The sequence below is a fragment of the Paenibacillus sp. JZ16 genome (assembly GCF_015326965.1).
Classification (GTDB): Bacteria; Bacillota; Bacilli; order Paenibacillales; family Paenibacillaceae; genus Paenibacillus_AQ.
On record NZ_CP017659.1, the window covers coordinates 5,407,624 to 5,428,244 of the forward strand.

Consider the following 20,621-nt stretch of genomic DNA (forward strand, 5'->3'; position numbering starts at 1 on the left):
TAAAAATACGCATCATTTCCGTAGAAATGACTACGCTGATGCCGCTGGATTGTTGCTATGCTTGAGAAAGCCGGAGGTGCAAGGGCCGATGAAGAACCGCTTGAAAAATCCACTGGGCCGAATGAATATCAAGCAGCAGATGATTCTGCTGTTCCTGGTGCTGGTCATTCCGTTGTTTGCGCTGAACGCCTACGGGAATTCCATGGCCGGTCAAATCCTGAAGCGCCATGTGACCAATGCTTATATCGAACTGAACAAGCAGAACTTTAAGCTGATTAACCGTGATATTGAAACCGTTAACAAAGTGACCTCCACGGTCATCCAAAATTCGCAGATCCAGCAGCTGGATCCCTTTGCCGAGGACACCGTTCTCGCGCGCGTCAAAAACTACGAGCGGCTGGAAAAGATGCTGCTGTCCTTCTCCCAAGAGACGGATGAACGCGAGCCGGTTTATTACTCGCTCTATGTGTATGACCCGAACAACAGCTATTTCTTTGCTCCCTATTACCCTGACCGCCGAAAAGCGGGGGTATATTTTTTCTCCGACGAGAAGGAGAAGCCGGCATGGTTCGATGAAGCCGTGGCGATGAAAGGGAACGGGTATCTCAAGCGCATAGCGAATCTGTCGCCGCCGGTACAAGGGCGCCAGGATCAAGAGACCTTAAGCTATGTAAGGGCCGTGAACAATATTTATAAGGGCGGAACCATCGGCGTTCTGGTGGTCACGAATTTAGACGCCCGGATCGGCGAGTCGTTATCGACGGTTTCGATTCCGGATGGGGAGCTGTATTTTACGGATGGGAACGACCATATCCTGACTTCGTCGGTACAAGGCATGGCAGGGAGGCTGGAATTGCCCCCTGAAGCGGATCCGGGTCAATCCACGATCGGCATCATGGACGTGATCACGTCGGATTTTATCTATGTTATTGACTATAACTACGTGCTCAATCAGAAGCTGGTCTACAAGGTGCCCGTCAAAACGCTGCTCGCCCAGCAAAGCGAGATGAAACGTGTTATCCAGGTCATCTCCATCGCCTACTTTGCCGTGGGTCTCATTATCGTTTTTTATTTCTGGCAGTCGCTGATGACGCCGCTCCAGAAGCTGGCGCATTTTGTGAGAAGGTATGAACCGGGGAACGTCGTGCCGGAAACCCCCTACAGGCGCAGAAAAGATGAAGTCAGTGTCCTCATCTCCACGATCTATGACATGGCCCGCCGATTGAATGATCTGATCCACTACAAATACCGTATGGATCTGAAGCAGAAGGAAGCGCAGCTGCAGCTGCTGTATCAGCAGATTAACCCCCATTTGCTGTATAACACCTTGGAAAGCATCTATTGGAAGAGCACGATGGAGGGCAATACCGAGTCCGCCGAGATGATCAAGGATTTGTCCAAATTGATGAAGATCAGTCTCAGCCGTGGGCGGGATCTCATCACGCTTGGGGAAGAGCTTGAGCATGCGGGGGCTTATATCAATCTGCAGCTGAACCGTTACGATTATCAGTTTACCGTCCACTGGGAAGTGCCCGAGTCCTTGCTGGTGAACCAAGTGCCGAAGATTACGCTGCAGCCGCTGCTGGAGAACGCGATCATTCATGGCATTAAAAATATGGGCGAGGACGGAATCATCCGGATTTCAGGCCATATAGAAGAGGGACAATGCCGGATCGTCATTGAAGATAACGGCTTCCGCCCCGTAAACTACGAGTCCATCCACAGGCTGCTCCATGATGAAGCGCCGGACCCTTCGCTGGGCTACGGCATCCGCAATATCCAGGAGCGGCTCCAGCTGCATTTTGGAAGCGGCTGCGGTCTGCAATATAAACCAAGAGAAGAAGGGGGAACCCGCGTGACGATCACGATTCCCCGAATAGATGAAACAACCATTATCGCAACCGGACAGGAGGTTTCCTGATGTATAACATTTTGGTGGTAGATGACGAGCCTTTGATCTGCAAGGGCTTGGCCGGGCTGTTAACGTCCTCGGGCCTGGCCATCGATGGGATTGCTACGGCCTACAGCGGGCAGGAAGCACTGGATTACATACGGATGGGAGATATCGACCTGCTGGTCACCGATATCCAGATGGGCGAGATGAACGGCATCGAGCTGATGCAGCAGGCCAAGATCGTGAAGCCGTGGGTTCAGACGATCATTATTTCAGCCCATGAAACATTTCAATATGCACAGCGGGCGCTCCAGCTCGGTGCCAAGGATTATTTGATCAAACCGCTGAACAGCGAGCAGTTTCTGGATTCGGTTCGCAGCGTTCTGCTCAAGATGGATCGACCGGCGCCTCAGATAGAGCCATTTCTCATGGCCGATAACGAGCATTTTCGGATGGAGGAGACTCCGTCCGAACGAATAGAGCGGCTGAATCAGCGGCTCTCCACGGAGCGGGATCAGCCGCAACTGGCCGGCCTAGACGAATCGGAGCTGGGCTTGATCGGTCCTTATTTTGCCGTTATCAAGATGAAGCTGGGCTTAAGGGAAGACAGCAGCGCTTCTTTTTCAAGGAAAGATATAAGCCTGATTCAATATGCCGCGCTGAATGTCGCCAAGGAGCTGCTGGAGCAGGAGCCGCACGCCTTCGTATTCTATTCGCCGGAGCGGGACATCAACATCATCCTCCAATGGAGCGAGCAGGAGATGGAGGAGAATGCGGGCGGCAAGATCCAGCATCTGGAGATGATCGGCCGGAGTCTGCACCACCATGTGGAGCTGTACCTGAAACGAAGCTGTACCGTTGGGATCAGCCAAATATTGAGGGGGCCCGAATTTTTGAGTGTGCTCAGCCGTCAGGCGGACAAAGCGATGCTGTGGAGCGAGCAGCTGCAGGACTTCCACGTGTTTTATTACGGGGATTTCAATTGGCACAACTATGCCCAGGAGACGTCGCATGAGGTGCTCTCGAGCCAGGGCAATCGGATCGTGGAGAATACAAGGCAATATATCGAGGAGCATTACCGCCAGAAGGGATTGACGATTCACGAGATAGCCAAGAACAATCACGTGAGCCCGAACTATTTGAGTTATCTGTTCAAAAAATATACCGGCAGCAGCCTGTGGGAGTATGTCGTGAAGCTGCGGATGGAGGAGAGCAGGTCCCTGATTCTGAGCACGGATCTCCGCCGCTACGAAATCGCGGAGCGAGTCGGCTATGAATCTCCGGAGCATTTCAGCAAAATCTTCAAAAAATATTACGGCGTCAGCCCCAGCGAGCTAAAGAAGTAAGAACGGCTATACTTCACATAGTTTTAGACATGTTGTAAGACTCCCTGTCTTTTTACAATTAAAGCTGGACATTTAATTAAGGAATGAGGGAGTCAGATGGAAGAAACGGCCATGCCGCAAGGCCAGGCTCGGATAGAGCCCGGTCATCGCACCCGACAGGAGCACAAGCGCAAGCCGCTGTGGAAGAAGTACATATGGGGGTATATGTTCCTCGTTCCAGCCATTGCGATCTTTATCGTCTTTTTGTGGGTGCCGATCTTGAAAGGGGTCTTTTACAGCTTTTTTCATATCGATTTCGTAAAAGGAAACACCTTCGTCGGGTTCGATAATTATGCCAAGGTTCTCAGCAATCCCGATCTGCTGGTTTCCGTTCGAAATACATTGTATTTTATGCTGTTAACGCTGGTCATCGGCTTCTGGGTGCCCATCGCGGCCTCTATCGCCATCTCGGAGCTGAAGCTGTTCCAGGGCTTCGCCCGGATTGCGGCGTATCTACCGTTTGTCGTGCCCGGCGTCGTGCTTTACGGCATGTGGAGGTGGATGTATGACCCGGTAGGTCCGATCAACGCCCTGTTCGGCTTCTTTGGGGCAGAACCGGTATCCTTTATTTCGGATAGCCGTTTCTCCATGGTGTCGCTGGTCGTGATGGAGACATGGCAGCAATTTGGCTCGGCGATGCTGATCTATCTGGCCGGCGTGCTCAGCATACCGAAGGATTGGTATGAAGCCGCAGAGATCGACGGTGCGGGCGTATGGGCCCGGATTAAATACATTACGCTCCCCTCGATGCGCAATTTGATTATGCTCATGCTGATCCTGCAGCTGATCGGCACTTCGCAGGCGTACCAGTCGCAGCTTGCAATGCTGGACGGCGGACCGAACAAGGCCACGCTCACCTATGCGCTTCTAACCGTAAAATACGCGTTTAACCAGCTGGATTACGGGGCAGGAACCGCGATGGGCATCTTGATGTTCCTGGTGCTGAGTTTGCTGGGCATCCTGCAATTCAAGATGAACAGGGAGGAGTACTAGGATGAAAGAGAGAGGCATACTGTCCGCTTCGGATCTGAGAAAACCGTGGAACAAGGCGATATACGGATTGATGGTGCTGTGCATTGCGGTGATGATCTTTACGATGCTGTATCCAATCGGCATGACGATGTTTAACGGGCTGAAGAGCAATCAGGAGATCAATACGTTTCCGCCGCGCTTTTTCCCGTCGGAATGGCATTGGGATAACTTCCCGAAGGGGTGGGAATACATCGATCTGCCGATGTTTCTGAAGAATACGCTGCTTATTTTTGGCGGCAATCTGCTGGTGACGATTCTGGTACTGGGCTTGGCGGCATTCAGCATTTCCCGTATCCGGGTTCCCTATCACCGCGTCATCTATTTCTTCATTCTCATGACCTTGTTTATTCCGGCGTCGAGTTACATGATTCCGAACTTCGTCAATTTGAAGGAGCTGGGGCTGCTGAATTCCTACTGGGCCTTCTGGCTGCCGGCCGGAGCGAATGCGTACTTCTTCCTGCTGATCAAAAACTTCTTCGATGGCATTCATCCGGAGATCTTCGAGGCGGCACGCATCGATGGCGCTTCGGAGTTGAGCAGCTTCCTGCGAATTGCCGTACCGCTGTCTGTCCCGATTTTTGCAACGCTGGCGATTTTTATCTTCTCCACGGCATGGAATGACTGGTTCTGGCCGTCGCTGGTCATGCAGACGCAGGACAAGTACACGCTGGCCACGGCCATCTACAAGTATGTCATCAACGCAAGGAGCCTGGACAGCAGCATAAAATTCGCGATCCTGTTCATGGTTATGGTGCCGCCGATCTTCGTATTTCTGGTGTTCCAGAAATTCATTATGCGCAGCGTCAGTCTCTCGGCTGTTAAAGGGTAGGGCAGCGTGTACACCATCGTAGCCCTGCACATGATCGTCATATGAATGCACATCGTCCTTTCCGAGTTTCAATTTTATGATGGAGATAAGAAAGAACATTATCAATTCAATCAGGAAAAGGGGAGTATCCATGCGCAAGTTCTCAGCATTACTGATCTGCCTTATGCTGTTCAGCTCCTTGCTCGCCGCTTGCGGCGGAGGCAAAGCAGCGCCGGAGGCCGGCAATAAAGACGGAGGGACTGCCAATTCAGGCGGAACGACTGCAACGCAGACGGATGAACCGAAACAGGATATCGCGGATCAAAAGATAACGATCAAGATCCACTATCCGCTGCCGGATGATACAACGCTGCGTCAGCAGGAGGATGATAAAATCGCCCGTTTTCAGGCGAAATATCCGAACGTGACCATCGTGAAGGACGACTGGCAGTACAGCGTCAACGAAATTGGGGTCAAGATGGCTTCGAACGAAGCGCCGACATTTTATAACACTTGGGCTACGGAAGCACAGCTGCTCGTAGAGCGGGGCTGGGTGGCCGACATCACGGAGTTCTGGAACGAGTGGGAATACAAGGACGACATGAATCCCGTGCTCCAGGATCAATTCATCGTGGACGGCAAGGTGTATGGCGTTACGCAGAACGGGTATATCACGTCAACGATCGTGAACAAGAAGCTGCTGGATGCGAAGGGCGTACCGGTTCCGCCGATGGATTGGACGTGGGACGACATGTACAACACGGCGAAAGGGGCCGCAGATCCGAAGGCCGGCATATCCGGCATCGCGCCGATGGGCAAAGGTAATGAAGCGGGCTGGAACTGGACCAACTTCCTGTTCGAAGCCGGCGGGGATATCGAAGTGAACGAGGGTGGCAAAGTGAAGGCCGTGTTTAACTCGGAAGCCGGCGTGAAGGCGCTGGATTTCTATAAAAAGCTGAGATGGGAAGCGAATGCCATTCCGCAGGACTGGGCTCTCGGTTGGGGCGATGCCGTCAGCTCGTTCCAGCAGGGACGTACGGCGATGGTCATTGCAGGCGCATTTGACGTGATCCAGCCGGCATTGAACGAGGGCGGCATGAAGCCTGAGGATGTGCTGGCATATCCGATGCCTGCCATGGAGAAAGGCGGAGCGCATCACGGCATTTTGGGCGGTAATTATTTGGTCATCAACCCGAATGTCACGAAGGAAGAGCAGGAAATGGCTTTCCGTTACATCACGTTTGATTATTTTACGGATGATGCGCTGAAATCGGTGGAAGATACGATTAATGCCCGCAAAGCCGAAGGCAAATACTTTGTACCGACGCCGCTGGAATATTTCAGCGATGATTCCGAGTATGCCGCGAAGGTAAAAGCCATCTACGATAAGTACGACAACGTCTACAAATATGATCCGCAGCTCTTCAGCCTGTTGGAAGGCAAACCGGAAGCGCAATTCGGCACGCAGGATTATTATGCGGCGATGTCCAACGTTGTACAGGAGTCGTTCTCGAAGGAAGGCACGGATTCCAAGAAACAGCTGGATGAAACAGCCAAGCTGGTTCAGGAGAACTTCTTCGATAAGATCGAACAGAAGTAAGGGAGCGGCTGCCCCGAATGGGATTGGGGAGAATTCTGCAGCACAGTAAAGAGAGACGCCGGGGCGGCGTCTCTCTTTGCTTTCTCATATCCTTGGAAATAGTTGCTCAAGCCGGACGAAAGGTCAGCCCTTCTTAAACACGGTCGCCTGATTCGTGTCCGGATCCCGAAACTGCCACAGGCGACTTTTTTTATATTGGTATAATGATTGCTATTATGACAGCCCTAAGCCAAGTGACATCACGCTGCTTACTTGGAATCCGTCTTCGGAATGATTGTTTTGGCAATGCGGATCAGCTCTTCGGCAGCGATGTCACCCGTGGTAGAGTTGAGCGAAAGCATGTAGTGATGTCCGGTGGTTGGTTCTTCATAGACCCAGTCCAGCTGCGCCAGCTGCTCCGAGTTTCCGCCGCTCCACGTTTTTTGCAGCACGTCCTGCCCGTTGATCTCGATTTTCCGGCTGGTCATGCCCGTGCTCTCGTCCCAGTAGGAGGTCACGCTCCCGTGGTCCCCGTTATTCAGAATGGTAAGGGAGACTTTTTTATTGCCGCTGGCATAATATACAGTCGAAAGCCAGAATTGATCGGTGAACTTCACCGGCATCAGGGCGTAGTCCTTCCCGGAGGCTTTGGCTTTTTCAAGCAGCTTTTTGGCGATGTCGGCTTTTTCCTGCTCGGTCAGCGGGGTCACATCAGTCTCGCGTTCCATGTGCACGCTGGCGTTTTTGAACGTATATGTGCCCGAACCGGACAGTTCCTTGGCCAGCGGCAAACCGGGCACGTTCACCATGCTTTGCAGCTTGGCGAAATCCTTGACGGCATGCGGAGTGGATTTGATGTCGATGACATGCTTTGGATTATCCGGTACAACATAAATGATGGCGGCTTCACCCGGTTTGATCTGTTCGTCCCAGATGGTGTTCATGAGATGTATGCGGTTCAGTTCCTTTTTTGAATAGTTTTTTGGTGAAGGCGCCTGAGCGTCCGATTTCTCCTCATAGAGAACTTCCCCTTTGCTGTTGGTTAAGGAATGGTACTGTACGGCGGCAAATCCGGTCGATGCGGTAAGCAGCATGCCGGCCATTAAGAGAATGCTAACTTTGTATTTCACAAAAAATCGCTCCTTTTTAAGTTGTTTTTCCCGAATTTGGTTCATGACGTGTTCCTGGAGGGCCGTCCCCGGCGGTTCAACCCTTTGAAAGAGTGGTTTCAGGTCCTGATCGTTGTCCTTGCTCATTCGTTTCTTCCCCCTCTGCCATGGCGTAATGTTTGCGGAACTTGGCTGCGGCCCGCTCATATTTTTTCCTGAGATAGGTCGTGTTGTGTTTCAAAATCAGGCTGATCTCTTGATAGCTCTTGTCCTCGACACAGCGCAGGATGAGCAGGCTTCGTTCCTCGGCGGTCAGCCTGGCCAGCGCCCGGAGCACGGATGGATTGTAGTATTTGTGCTCGATGACCTGATCGACATGCCGGTTATCCTGATCCTTCTGATACAGAAAGGGGAGGAATCGGGATAGCTTTCGCTTGCGGAGGTAGTCGATGCACTGGTTGCAGGCGATGCTGTACAGCCAGGCTTCGAAGGGCTTGTCCGGTTCGAATTTAGATAGATTGCGGTAAGCTTTCAGAAAAGCTTCCTGGGTGCAATCTTCGGCTTCGGCATAGTCGCCAAGCATGTGATAGCAATAGTTGAAGATGGCTTTATTGCAACGGTTCATGATCAGCTCATATTTGTCGATCTCTCCCTTCAAAACATCAGCAACGATCTGATGGAATGCTGGTTCATCCAAGTGGTTTCACCCCTTTACAATTTGTATTACGTTTGGGCAAAGCACAAATGTGACAAATGGATTCAATAAATTTTGTTTGCAGGAGAGCGCAGTCGCCAAGATCGGGTTGAAGTAAAGGAGCGGCTGTCCCCGGATGGGATTTTGGAGAAGTCTGCAGCACAACAAAGAGAGACGCCGGAGCGGCGTCTCTCTTTGCTGTTTCATATCCTTACGATCGGGAGTTGACTTGGACCAGTGGTCAGCCCTCCTCGAGCACGACTGCCTGATTCGATAATTTGAATCAAGGGTACCGCAACGTCCCGCATATCTTAATAGATCTCGCTCGCATCCGCCGGCAGCTGCCGGACATGCTGCAGGAAGCCCGTTACGCGCTGATCCTGCCCCATATCATATTCAAAGCCCAGCTGCTCAGCGACATCCAGCGCGGTTCTGCGGAACAGCGCTCCCATCGTAAACAACGCCTCCCACACTTCTTCGTAGGTTCCGCGAGGGTAGGTGGACATCAGCTCGTTCCAGCTGTCCGCAGACAGGTAGTTTTTCAAGTACTTGCCGTTCTTGCCCACGCTGAGCGAGAAATCGGTCTGGGCGCCCACCTGCCACTCCAGCATTTTCATCAGCATCGGCCGCATGATGTTGTGGAAGTGGTCTTGGGCATACAGTATTTCTTCCCGCCACAAGCCCTTGGCTACATACGTGGATACCCACCAGAACTCATTGCAGCAATCCTCGAAAAAGGCTGCGGACGGACGCTTTACCCAAAAATCCTCGTCAGACGGAGCCGGAATCGCCGGGAACGCCTGATCTTTATCCATTAGGATTTGGATCAGTTTGTCCTCCTTGCAGTATTTTTCCTTCTCCTCGATGGGAATCAGGGTCATGTCAATCCGGTTGCCGTCGGTAAACAACATCAGGTACGAGAACCAGCCTCCAAGATCCGGAGGGAACAGGGCCATGTCTTCGGGCGTCTGCAGAATAATCCGTTCACCGAAGACGTCGATCCAATCCGGGTCCTGAATAAAGCTCTCCATGTCCGTAACATGAAAGCTGATATCGTAATCCTGAAATATATCCTTAGGCACGTTGGGATTCGTTCGGGAGCCTTCCAGGGTAACGGCCCGAACCCGTTCGTCGCGGGCTGCGTAGCCCAATACCAAATCCATCATTTCTTGCTCGCTTCTCATGTTATCCAGCCTCCGCATTCATATTTAGATTGCTCACGATTTGAATCGGGCAGGTCAGGAGGTCCACGAATTCGGACCGTGGAAGCACGGCAGGGATGTGGAGCATGTTATAACTTGTTCAGCCGCTTTTTCATGAGGAGATCTCCTTTCGCGGGTTATGCATTTATCTATATTAATTATCTATATTAATTCTTCATGGCCTTAAAAGATTCCTCCGCAGCCTCAAGCGTAGCCTCAATGTCGGCATCCGTATGGGCTGTGGTCATGAACCAGGCCTCGTACTTGGAAGGAGCCAGGTTCACGCCGCGGTCCAGCATATGGCGGAAGAAAGCGGCGAACGCTTCGCCGTCGGTGTCCTGCGCTTCGTCATAATTCGTGACCGGGTGATCGCAGAAGTGAGTGGAGAAGGAGCCCCGGATGCGGTTGATTGTGAGCGGAATGCCGTGGCGGTCGGCGGATGCCTGCAAGCCTTCCGTCAGCTTGATGGTCAAGCGCTCCATTTCTTCATATACGCCTTCACCCTGCAGAACCTCCAAGCAAGCGATTCCGGCGGCGATGGAGGCTGGATTACCCGCCATGGTTCCTGCCTGATAAGCAGGACCGAGCGGTGCGACCTGTTCCATCACGTGTTTACGGCCGCCATAGGCGCCGATAGGCAGACCGCCGCCGATGATTTTGCCAAGCGCCGTAAGATCCGGCTGAATCGCCTCGTGATTGTCCAGACCCGCATAAGTTTGGGTAGATCCGTAGTGGAAGCGGAAAGCGCTGATTACTTCGTCATAGATGACCAATGAGCCGTTATCGTGCGTCATCTGGCATAGGCCTTCGAGGAATCCCGGTTTCGGCATGACCATCCCGAAGTTGCCAACGATCGGCTCTACCATAACGGCGGCCACATCATCGCCCCATGCGTCGAGGGCGGCCCGCAAGCCATCCAGATCGTTGAACGGAACGGTAATGACTTCCGTCGCAATGCTGGCCGGGATCCCGGCGCTGTCCGGAATGCCGAGCGTGGAAGGACCGGAGCCTGCTGCCACGAGGACAAGATCGGAATGGCCATGGTAGCAGCCGGCGAACTTGATGATTTTGTTGCGCTTGGTGTAGGCGCGGGCCACCCGGATCGTGGTCATGAGCGCCTCGGTGCCGGAATTGACGAAACGCACCTTGTCCATGGACGGGATGGCAGCCTTCAGCATTTTGGCCAAGGTGATCTCAAGCTCCGTAGGCGTACCGTAGAGGGTGCCGTTTTGAGCGGCTGCCGTGATTGCGGCCGTAATATGCGGATGGGCATGTCCGGTTATGATCGGGCCATAGGCTGCCAAATAATCGATGTAGCGATTGCCGTCCTCGTCCCAGAAGTGAGCTCCATTCGCGCGTTTCATGAAAACGGGGGCACCGCCGCCTACGGCTTTGAACGAACGGGAGGGGCTGTTTACGCCGCCTACGATATGCTGCAGCGCTTCTTGATATAGAGTTTCTGAACGGTTTCTTGATGTTGTCATCATCATTAACTTCCTTTCTTCATGAAGCAGGACAGGCAGCTAAAATGACGTAGCTCCTGTCCTGCTTGCTGTAAGTGTATTAGTTACGATCCGTTGTTGCAGATGGAACAGTAGAGCTATCCGAATGACCATTCTCAGAATCGTCATTCTCAGAACCAGTGGTTTCAGAATTGCTGTCCGTACCTTGGCTGCCTTCTGTCTCAGGATCAGGCGTTGGCGGATTTAAGATGTCCTGGATATACTGTTTCAGCGTATCCGAATTGCCGACCGTTAGAACGGCTGCCCCGCCGATATGTTCTTCCTTCAGGAGCTTCATCGGAGGCACCTGTTCGCTGCCGCTCATTTTACTCTTGTAGGCAACGTTCGCAAGCTTCCACATATCCTCAACATCGAGATTGGTATCGATATAAGGGCTGACGGACTTCAGAATGTCCGGAAGCTTCATGATGGAAGTGGTGGTCTGCATTTTCTTGGCTACGGCCTTCAAGAGCTCGCGCTGACGCTCGGTGCGGGTAAAGTCGCCCATCGCATCATAGCGGAACCGGACATATTGCAGCGCCGCATTGCCATCCAGATGCTGCATGCCTTGCTTCAGTTCGATGTCGTATTCGTTTTTGTCTGCTTTACTGGAATAATTCATGTCCTTCTCAACATAGAAATCAACTCCGCCAACGGAATCAACCAGCTTCATGAAACCCTGGAAATCCGTATAGACGTAGTATTGAACCGGAATGCCCAGCAGATCGCCAACAGCCTTCATGGCCGTATTCGGGCCGTGTGTAATGGCCGTATTGATTCGGTTTCGGTCATATCCGGGTATTTCTACGTAAGTATCGCGCAAAATAGAGAACAAGTGCATTTTCTTCTTCACGGGATCAATCGAGGCAACAAGCATACTGTCGGATCGAGGAATTTCGCCTTCCTCAAAACCGCGCGCATCCACGCCCATCAGCAGAATGTTAACCGTCTCCGTTCCTTCCCACTCGGGTGGTGCCGGAACTTTGGCATCTACCTTTTCGATTTCACGAAAAGGGGAGGATTCACCTGATTTCTGAAGACTTTGCAAGCCGTCGTAGAACGATGCCGCATAATAAATGCCATAACCAATAATAGCGGCAAGGATGAGGCTGACACTCCATATAATCGTCTTCTTTGTTTTTTTGGTCATTGTGTTCTTCCTTTCGGATTACGCTGATGAATGAATTCGATAGAACATTTGAACATTCGACATTCATTCTATTATAATTTTTTTCGAAAAGACAATCAATTTTCGGGACTAAAGTCCGTATTTTAGGAGTTGAGACTTATCGCAGATCAAACGCAGTTGACAGTTGGAAGCCTGGTGCCGGATTTTTCACTTCCGGCTTCGAACGGGGAGAAGGTAGCTTTAAGCGATTTTCGTGGACGTAAAGTCGTGCTGTTCTTCTATCCGAAAAATATGACCCCAACCTGCACGGAAGAGGCTTGCAGCTTCCGGGACCATTATGGAAGCTTGGAGCAGGCAGGGGCAGTCGTGATCGGGATTAGCCCGGATCCTCTGAAATCCCATGCCAAATTCATCGATAAGCATAGCCTGCCCTACTTGCTCTTGTCTGATGAGGAGCATAAGGTAAGCGAAATGTTTGACGTGTGGCAGATGAAGAAGATGTTCGGCCGCGAGTATATGGGTATTGTACGCTCGACCTTCCTAATTGATGAGCAGGGAAAGCTGGCCGCCGAGTGGCGGAAAGTGAAAGTAAAAGGTCATGTCGAAGCGGTTCTCGCAGCCGTGCTGTCATAGCTATATGAAGAACGGTCCCTCAGCATGCCTGAACAGGCATGATAAGGGACCTTTTTTTAAAATAAATAAGACCAGAGGTATAGGTCGGCGAAGGGAGAGTAGGGGGCCACCGGCTCTCGCAGCGGCTCGCCCGCGTTTGGCTGTTTACCGAAAACGAGCTGTTTCGGGCCGGCAGACATAGGATCCGCTGTATGCTGTAAAAACGAGCTGTTTTTGAGCCCATTTGGACACTCGATCCGCTATTTACCGATAACCGATCCATTTGGTAGGCCATCCGGACAGAGGATCCGTTAATGCACCCAAAATCACGAATTTAGCCCGCAATATCTTGCAATAGCGGATCTCATGTCCTCATACCTCCATTAAAGGGCAGAAAACAAAGGAATAGCGGAACCACAGTCCTCGAATATCATCAAGTACCGCTAATCCAGGAGAATCAAGCTGTTTGGGAGTACCATGCCTTGTTGCCGTCATTCGCCTGGTCCCGTCGATTCCAGGGCCCAGTCACAAGGGCTTTTAGCGCGTTCACGGCATTGCCCCAAGAAGGTTCCGTTGCTCTCAAGGAGGGCGGATACGACATTGCCGGAAGAAACGGAGAAGACTCGCACGAACGTACCATTTTCTTGTTTGCCCGGATGTTCTATCATCCCTTCCGGTTGTAAAATATCAAATCCTAGTCTTTTTTTGAAACGTCCTCCATATAATCTATCAGGAAGCCGAACTCATAGAAACGATGGAGGTAGAGTTGATAATGAAAAATATGGTGCGGGTAACATCAATTGCGGTATTTTTCGGCGTGTTGGCATTGCTGATCATGATCGGTATGGGGCTTGAGGTCCAGCGGCCGATAGACATATATGTGGAACAGGCTCCTCTGGCATCGGCGCCAATGACAGTAACTCGGCAGGATGTACAGGTTAAGCCCGAAGAGGCCAACCTGCCAATCGTCACGACTGCATTCAAGAATACACCGGCCGCGAACGCCGCACCTGTTCAATATAAGAAACAAAGTGACAAAACGGTATACCTGACATTTGACGACGGGCCATCGGATCTGACGCTGGATGTTCTGGATATTTTGAAGCGCGAAGGAATTAAAGGCACATTTTTTGTACTGGGCAAGGAGGCGGAGACCCGTCCCGAAATTATCAACCGCATCTATGAGGAAGGCCATGTGATTGGGAATCATACATATGATCATCGTTATGACGAGCTCTACGGGCATTTTCAGGATTTCTGGGGGCAGATTAAGAAAACGGAGGAAATCATTCGTTTAATTACGGGGGAACGGCCGCAGCTGGTCAGAGCTCCCGGGGGACGGCCGGACATTTTGATGAAGCCTATTTTCAATACATGAAGCAGGGGGGATATCATGTATTCGATTGGAACGTCGACAGCGGCGATTCCAAGTATCGAGGCGTTCCGGTTAAAGACATCGTCAAAGGGGCAACCACGAAAGTGAATGGCAATGAGGCGATCGTGCTTCTTCATGACGGTAAAGGGCATGCTGAGAGCGTCAAGGCCCTTCCGGAGATTATTTCCTATTATAAAAAGCAAGGTTATGCCTTTGACGTATTGTCTACTGAAGTCCAGCCTGTTCAATTTCGTGCACAGCAGAGTGCACGTAAGGCTTCGCAGCCTTCAAAGCAGTGGATTCGCGAACATGTCACAGCCAATGCCGCGCTATTTGAGACCGGGAGAACGCTGGCTGTGGAATTTGGAGGAATGGAGACTGCATTCGCGGCAGGTGAATACAAAATGGTGGACGGCCGGTTGATGGTACCGCTGCGTTCCCTGGTGGAGCGGCTCGGCGGAAGCGTGACCTGGAAGTCTCACAACAAGACGGTGCAGGTGACACTTGCAGGGAATCGCTGGGAAGCGGACCCGGTGGGTGGATTGCTATTCCCCATGCAAACAGGGGGCAAACCGGTGTCTTCGGATATTCATTTGATCGGCGGTACCGCTTGGATTCCGCTTCGGGAAGCGCTTGACTTTTCCGGCCGCCCTGTTACAAGAGTTACATATGAAGAAAGCGAGTATCGCGTTCTAACTTTGTAGTCGAAAATTGCATTTTATGTTTGTAATTATGCTTCACAAGTTATAGACTAGTACTTAGAGATATTTATCACAATCCCTAAGATTGTTTCCGAATAAAGGAGGGGGAAGTTTCCCCCTGCTTTATTTTTGGCGATAGTGAGTCACCCATAAGTTCGCACTTTTGTAAGTGATGCATAATAGATACCGGTTATCCCAAAATTAAAGCTAGCCGGTTCGATCGTCGCCAAGTTCATCTTGGGAATTCACTTAAAGAAAAGGAGGCAATTCTTTATGACAGAAACATCTTCTCCACAGCCGTCCGAAACTCCGGAAAATGTTGTAGGAAACCAAGAAGCTGCGGCGTCCAGCCGTCCTGATGTGCTGCTCGAACAACTGCTCAAGCCCGAGGTTCAGGAATCCCTCACAACTCTCGTGGACAATCTTCCAAAACTTACGGAAATGCTGACCGTCATGACTAAAGCTTATGACTTCGGTAAATCCGTAGCTACGGATCCCGTGCTTGCGGAAGACACCATGGCTTCCCTTAGCGGATTCGCGAAGCCAATCACGACAGCAGCAAAAAGCGTTGCATCTGCAGCCATCGAAGCCGGAGACCGTGTACACGCTCAAGGCGACCAAGCTCAGATCGGCGTATTTGGTCTGATGAAAATGCTGAAAGATCCTCAGGTTCAAAAGGGTCTTCGCTATGCTCAGGCTTTTTTGGACGTTCTTAACGAGCGCGACCAACAAAACAAGCGTTAATCCATAATCATACGAAGAACGGAGGATGGTCATGTCTAAACATATTTTAATTTTGGGCGGAGGCTATGGCGGCTTGCTTAGTGCGCTTTCTGCACGCGAGCATTTTGGTGCTGCTGCAAAAATCACGCTGATCAACCGTTTCCCAACCCATCAGATCATTACGGAATTGCACCGTCTGGCAGCAGGCAACATCGCAGAGAAAGCAGTAGCTTTGCCGCTCGACAAGCTTCTGCGCGGCGCGAACGTTGACCTGCGCATCGGCAACGTAAAGGAAATCAAGCCGGATGAGCGTTCGGTTTCCCTCGATGACGGCGGAAACTTCACCTATGATGCCCTGGTTATCGCACTGGGCAGCGAAACGGCATTCTTCGGCATTCCGGGACTGCAAGAGAACAGCTTCATTCTGAAGTCCGTGAACGATGCTAATCGTCTGCGTGCTCATGTGGAGTCCCGCATTGCGGAATACAGCAAAACGAAAAACAAAGCGGACGCTACCATCGTGGTTGGCGGCGGCGGCTTGACTGGCGTTGAGCTTGTTGGTGAATATGCCGATATGAGAAGCGAGCTGGCTCGAAAATACGGTATCGACCCACAAGAAATCACGCTTTATTGTGTTGAAGCAGCTCCTTCGATTCTGCCGGGCTTCCCTGCTGAATTGGTTGACCGCGCGACTACAAGCCTGCAGAAACGCGGCGTGAACTTCCTGACCGGATTGCCGATCACCAAAATGGACGGTACAACCGTTGAACTGAAAGACGGCAGCACGATCGAAACCAGCACATTGGTATGGACTGGCGGCGTACAGGGCAACTCCGTTGTGGCTAACTGCGGCATCGAAGTCAATCGCGGACGTGCGGTTGTTAACGAATTCCTGCAATCCGCATCTCACCCTGATGTATACGTTGCAGGCGACAGCGCGGTGGTTATGGGACCAGAAGGTCGTCCATACCCGCCAACGGCACAGCTTGCATGGCAAATGGGCGAGCTGATCGGCTACAACATCTTCGCTCAATTGAACGGCGGCGCACCAGCTTCGTTCACACCGGTATTCTCCGGTACGCTCGGCAGCTTGGGACGTAAAGATGCCATCGGTACCATTGGCGCTAACAAGACCCAATTGAAAGGTCTGCCTGCAACCTTGATGAAGGAAGCAAGTAACATGCGTTACCTGTCCCACATCAACGGTTTGTTTACACTGGCTTACTAAGCCTAGAAGGCGGCATTATATCCACATATAAAGAGATGGACCCGAAATTTTCGGGTCCATTTCTTTTTTATTTGCGCAGCCCAAACATAAGCAGATGGACTTAGGGACATCGACATGAAAACATAATACGATGATTACACCCGGGAGCGAGGGATACAGCAGGACCTTCATGGTGCTCCGGAGCGGGATGTTAGAGAAGGAGGTAAGGGAAAGGCAGAAGGTGAAGAGGAAGAAGAAAGAAGGTCAAACAGTTATGTAAGCGCTATCGTAAAAGGTTCGCAGTTTTCATTTTATGAAACGGAGGGAGCTTGTATGCGGGGATATCATCGTCTTCATTCCATTGTCACTCAACTGTTTTTGTTTTTTTTCATCGGCACAACACTCCCGGTTCTTATTATGGGGTTCCTGTCGTATAACAAATCGGCCTCGATCGTGGAGGAACAGGTCAGTAAAGTGGCTTCCCTCACCATCACTCAAGTCAGTGACAAGCTGAACATGTTCTTCAAGAAGCTGGACGACTCCTCGATGATGGTGCTGAACAGCAAGGTGGTTCACGGCATACTAGAGGATCAGAATATCAGTAAGTATGACCTGACCTTGAAGGTGAAGGAGGGGAAGGACCTGCTGACCTCCATCATGATTAACTCGCCGGAGATATTGGACGTGTACGTGTTTGACGTGCAGCGTAACAATTCGGTTCTCAGTGCCGATTCCTTGATGTCCATCCCGGACCAGTGGGATTCTCCATGGTATCGATCGATTCTGGAGGCGAACGGACAGGCGGTATGGTTCGGCTTGTCGGATACCTCCTACCTGAAGCAAACGGGAATGGGATTTCCGGTCTTCGGACTAGGTCGGGCGATTCGGAGCTGGGATACAGGGGAGATTGTCGGAGTCATGTTTATCGAGATTATGGGGGATGTCCTGATCGATGAATTAAACCACGTCCAGTTCGGGGACACGGGGTATATGTACGTGGCCAATGACGAGAATCGTTACTTCTATCATCCGGATCCTTCGATGTACGGGAGGCAGTCCCGGATCAAGCTGCCCTCGGATTTGACGGAATATAACTTGAACAACAACAAAACGCTGATGATCCCCTCGCGCCTGAACAACGGCTGGCATGTGGTAGGCATGGTGCCGCTGAAGGAACTAACGGCCGATTCCGCCAGCATCCGGAGCTTCACGGTCTGGATTGTATTCGGATCGATTCTGGCAGCGATCGGCATGGGTTATTTTATGACGCGGAGAATCGGCAATCCGCTCGTTCACCTGAGCCGCTTGATGCGCAGAAGCGAGGCAGGCGATTTATCGGTCCGCAGCAAGAATGTAGGACCCAGCGAGATTGGTCAGCTGGGCAGAAGCTTCAACAAAATGATAGAGCAGATCGACCTCCTAATCCGGCGCATCGCCGCGGAGGAGTCCGAGAAGAAAAAAGCCGAAATCCGCGCGCTGCGGTATCAGATCAATCCCCACTTTCTCTACAATACGCTGAACTCGATCCGCTGGATGGCCAAGCTGAACCGGACGAATGACGTGGATCAATCGGTTACGGCCCTTGTTCATCTGCTGGAGGGGAGCCTGGAGCGCAATGGGGTGTTCATACGCCTTGGCGATGAACTGGAGCTGCTTCGCAAATATATGATCATTCAGAATTACCGCTATGACCACCAAATCGAGTTAAGGATCGATTGCCCTGAGGAGATGGAGGGCCTTTATGTTCCCCGGATGCTGCTGCAGCCGATCGTGGAGAATGCGATCTTTCACGGAATTGCCCCGCTTGATGAAAGGGGCGTCATTCAGATCCGGATAACATCGCAGCAGCAGGATGTCATGGTGCGGATCGAGGACAATGGAATCGGCATTAAGCCTGAACGAATAAAAGGACTGCTGTCCTATGAGCAGGATCACTCCAAGCATGGCATGACCCATATCGGCCTGCGTCATGTTCACCAAACGGTTCAGCTGTATTACGGCAGCAGATATGGGGTATGGGTGGAAAGCCCGGAAGACGGAGGAACGCGGGTCACAATCACGTTTGCGAGACAAAGGGGGGACGATTATGTACAGAGTGCTGCTCGTGGATGACGAAGCGATCGCGCGTACGGGACTGCGCTCGACCTTCGACTGGGAGAAATACGGTTACCGGCTTGTGGGCGAGGCCTCGAATGGACAGCGGGCCATGAAGTGGATCGTAAACGGGGATTTGGACATTCTGATCACGGATATCGCGATGCCGGTCATGGACGGGTTGGAACTGACCCGTCGGACAAGGGAGCTTTGTCCTTGGGTAAAGGTACTGCTGCTCAGCTGTCATAGCGATTTCGAATACGTGCGCGAAGGCATCAGGCTTGGCGCTTCCGATTACATTCTCAAGCCGACGCTCGATGCGGACTCTCTGGGTGCCGTGCTTGATCACATGCGTCTGAAGCTGGAAGAGGAGAAGCAGATGCAGCGGATTCTGACCGAGCATGAGCAGCAGCAGCGGCTGAATAAGAAGAAGGCCGCCGAGAAAATGCTCTTTCAGGCTCTTTCCGGAGAGCCGGGCGCAATCGCCAGCCTGGAAGCACGAAATCTTAACGGCGCTTATATGCTGGCCGTGCTCCAGCTTGATTCTGACCCAGGGGCTGGCACGGCAGGGGTGCAGCACAAGGATTGGCATGACGAGATCGAGCGATTAATGGAACAGCTGTATGACCAGGTGCCGGAGGCGCTGGCAGTTCGGCTGGAGACGGACCGGATCGCTGTATGCTTGCCGTTAGGGGACGAAGCAAATCGGCAGGTTTTAGAGCACGAAGCGGCTATCCATCTGCCGATCCGATGCACCATGGGGCTCAGCAGGAGATATAACGGCATGGATAAGCTGCAGGAAGCGTTTCGAGAAGCTAGCGAGAGCCTGGAGGGCCTCTTCTTCCATCGAGATCAACAGATTCTTCGGGCAGAGGAGCTCCCTCTTACCGATGCCGATTTGGCCCAGAAGACGTCTGCTTCCGAGATGCATGCCCTTAGAGCCGCCCTGTCGGTCGGAAACATGGTCAAAACCGAAGAGCGGCTGCAGTCGGTCATGCAGCGCTGGCAGCCCGGACGGATGAAGAAGCAGGAGGTTCTCCGGGAAGCAGAGGAACTTCTGAGCTTGCTCGCTATGTTTCATCTTCCCGGCGGCCCGCCGCTTCCGCAGATCGGGGAAGTGGGCAAGCTTCGTTCGGTGGAGGAAGTGAAAGAGCTGGTGCTCCAAGGCTTCCATGCCTTGCGTGAGGAGGCTATGCGGCACCCCTTACCGGAATCCACGCTGCATGAGCGGATCGTGCTGCAGGCCGTTCAATATATTAAGGCCCACTTTGCCGAGCCGATCTCCTTGCAGGAGGTGGCGGACGAAGTGGCTGTAAGCCGCAACTATTTTAGCGAAATGTTTAAGCGCGTCACCGGACATAACTTCATTGACTATGTGATTGATCTGCGGCTGAAACGGGCCAAGGAGCTGCTCTCCACCACATCGCTGCGCGTGTATGAGGTAGCGGATCGCTCCGGATTCAATGACGTGAAATACTTCAGCAAACTGTTCAAGAAGTTGGTAGGCATGACGCCCGCGGAATACCAGGGACAGCATCGAAAATAATGGGAATTTCATAGGATCGGAAAAGAATC

General features: G+C 51.9%; 18 protein-coding genes and 1 pseudogene. 14 read left to right on the plus strand and 5 right to left on the minus strand.

The features are described 5' to 3' along the window. Positions 1-88: 88 nt before the first annotated feature. From BJP58_RS24335 to BJP58_RS24355, 5 genes are all read left to right on the plus strand, one after another. Positions 89-1,921 (plus strand): cache domain-containing sensor histidine kinase, encoded by a 1,833-nt coding sequence (locus BJP58_RS24335; RefSeq protein ID WP_194545048.1) that lies wholly within the window; start codon positions 89-91, stop codon positions 1,919-1,921. Further along, positions 1,921-3,240 (plus strand): response regulator, encoded by a 1,320-nt coding sequence (locus tag BJP58_RS24340; protein WP_194540919.1) that lies wholly within the window; start codon positions 1,921-1,923, stop codon positions 3,238-3,240. The genes BJP58_RS24335 and BJP58_RS24340 overlap by 1 nt, the downstream gene beginning before the upstream one ends. 96 nt (positions 3,241-3,336) lie before the next feature. Beyond that, positions 3,337-4,272 carry a carbohydrate ABC transporter permease gene (locus tag BJP58_RS24345; protein WP_194540920.1) on the plus strand — a complete coding sequence of 312 codons (936 nt, stop codon included), beginning with the start codon at positions 3,337-3,339 and terminating at the stop codon, positions 4,270-4,272. 1 nt (position 4,273) lies between these two features. Beyond that, positions 4,274-5,140: a carbohydrate ABC transporter permease gene (locus tag BJP58_RS24350; RefSeq protein ID WP_194540921.1), complete on the plus strand. Its 867-nt coding sequence runs from the start codon at positions 4,274-4,276 to the stop codon at positions 5,138-5,140. Between the two features lie 130 nt (positions 5,141-5,270). Continuing rightward, positions 5,271-6,719 carry an ABC transporter substrate-binding protein gene (locus BJP58_RS24355; protein ID WP_194540922.1) on the plus strand — a complete coding sequence of 483 codons (1,449 nt, stop codon included), beginning with the start codon at positions 5,271-5,273 and terminating at the stop codon, positions 6,717-6,719. 248 nt (positions 6,720-6,967) lie between these two features. On the opposite strand, the gene BJP58_RS24360 is transcribed toward BJP58_RS24355, so the two are convergent. Both BJP58_RS24360 and BJP58_RS24365 read right to left on the minus strand, forming a co-directional pair. After that, the gene (locus tag BJP58_RS24360) at positions 6,968-7,954 is read right to left on the minus strand and encodes a DUF4367 domain-containing protein (protein WP_194540923.1); all 987 of its coding nucleotides are present in this window, start codon (positions 7,952-7,954) and stop codon (positions 6,968-6,970) included. Continuing rightward, entirely contained in the window at positions 7,905-8,504 is a 600-nt protein-coding gene (locus BJP58_RS24365; protein WP_194540924.1) for an RNA polymerase sigma factor, read from the minus strand. Before BJP58_RS24365 ends, BJP58_RS24360 begins: the two co-directional genes overlap by 50 nt. Positions 8,505-8,576: 72 nt before the next feature. On the opposite strand from BJP58_RS24365, the gene BJP58_RS24370 reads away from it, so the two are divergent. Further along, positions 8,577-8,729, plus strand: a complete 153-nt coding sequence (locus BJP58_RS24370; protein WP_194540925.1) for a hypothetical protein — start codon at positions 8,577-8,579, stop codon at positions 8,727-8,729. A gap of 119 nt (positions 8,730-8,848) precedes the next feature. On the opposite strand, the pseudogene BJP58_RS24375 reads toward BJP58_RS24370, so the two are convergent. The 3 genes and pseudogenes from BJP58_RS24375 to BJP58_RS24385 form a co-directional block, all read right to left on the minus strand. Continuing rightward, positions 8,849-9,685: pseudogene (locus BJP58_RS24375) on the minus strand (aminoglycoside 6-adenylyltransferase); the annotation flags it as partial. A gap of 185 nt (positions 9,686-9,870) precedes the next feature. Continuing rightward, positions 9,871-11,187 (minus strand): glutamate-1-semialdehyde 2,1-aminomutase, encoded by a 1,317-nt coding sequence (locus tag BJP58_RS24380; RefSeq protein ID WP_194545049.1) that lies wholly within the window; start codon positions 11,185-11,187, stop codon positions 9,871-9,873. 79 nt (positions 11,188-11,266) lie between these two features. Further along, on the minus strand, positions 11,267-12,355 hold the full coding sequence (locus BJP58_RS24385; RefSeq protein WP_194540927.1) for an LCP family protein: 1,089 nt from the start codon (positions 12,353-12,355) through the stop codon (positions 11,267-11,269). A gap of 129 nt (positions 12,356-12,484) precedes the next feature. Here BJP58_RS24385 and bcp point away from each other — a divergent pair, with 129 nt between their 5' ends. The 8 genes from bcp to BJP58_RS24420 all read left to right on the plus strand — a co-directional run bounded on the left by bcp (position 12,485) and on the right by BJP58_RS24420 (position 20,592). Continuing rightward, positions 12,485-12,967 carry a thioredoxin-dependent thiol peroxidase gene (bcp, locus tag BJP58_RS24390; protein ID WP_194540928.1) on the plus strand — a complete coding sequence of 161 codons (483 nt, stop codon included), beginning with the start codon at positions 12,485-12,487 and terminating at the stop codon, positions 12,965-12,967. A gap of 461 nt (positions 12,968-13,428) precedes the next feature. Next, complete coding sequence (locus tag BJP58_RS24395) at positions 13,429-13,629, plus strand: hypothetical protein (protein WP_194540929.1); 201 nt, start codon at positions 13,429-13,431, stop codon at positions 13,627-13,629. Positions 13,630-13,718: 89 nt separating this feature from the next. Continuing rightward, positions 13,719-14,324 (plus strand): polysaccharide deacetylase family protein, encoded by a 606-nt coding sequence (locus tag BJP58_RS33735; RefSeq protein WP_233354745.1) that lies wholly within the window; start codon positions 13,719-13,721, stop codon positions 14,322-14,324. Then, on the plus strand, positions 14,321-15,025 hold the full coding sequence (locus tag BJP58_RS33740; RefSeq protein ID WP_233354746.1) for a stalk domain-containing protein: 705 nt from the start codon (positions 14,321-14,323) through the stop codon (positions 15,023-15,025). The genes BJP58_RS33735 and BJP58_RS33740 overlap by 4 nt, the downstream gene beginning before the upstream one ends. 270 nt (positions 15,026-15,295) lie before the next feature. Beyond that, the gene (locus BJP58_RS24405) at positions 15,296-15,766 is read left to right on the plus strand and encodes a DUF1641 domain-containing protein (protein WP_194540930.1); all 471 of its coding nucleotides are present in this window, start codon (positions 15,296-15,298) and stop codon (positions 15,764-15,766) included. A gap of 31 nt (positions 15,767-15,797) precedes the next feature. Beyond that, on the plus strand, positions 15,798-16,973 hold the full coding sequence (locus tag BJP58_RS24410) for an NAD(P)/FAD-dependent oxidoreductase (RefSeq protein WP_071220853.1): 1,176 nt from the start codon (positions 15,798-15,800) through the stop codon (positions 16,971-16,973). A 312-nt stretch (positions 16,974-17,285) separates the two neighbouring features. Then, positions 17,286-19,064, plus strand: a complete 1,779-nt coding sequence (locus BJP58_RS24415; protein ID WP_113059338.1) for a cache domain-containing sensor histidine kinase — start codon at positions 17,286-17,288, stop codon at positions 19,062-19,064. After that, on the plus strand, positions 19,039-20,592 hold the full coding sequence (locus BJP58_RS24420; RefSeq protein WP_194540931.1) for a response regulator transcription factor: 1,554 nt from the start codon (positions 19,039-19,041) through the stop codon (positions 20,590-20,592). Before BJP58_RS24415 ends, BJP58_RS24420 begins: the two co-directional genes overlap by 26 nt. The last annotated feature ends 29 nt before the right edge of the window (positions 20,593-20,621 follow it).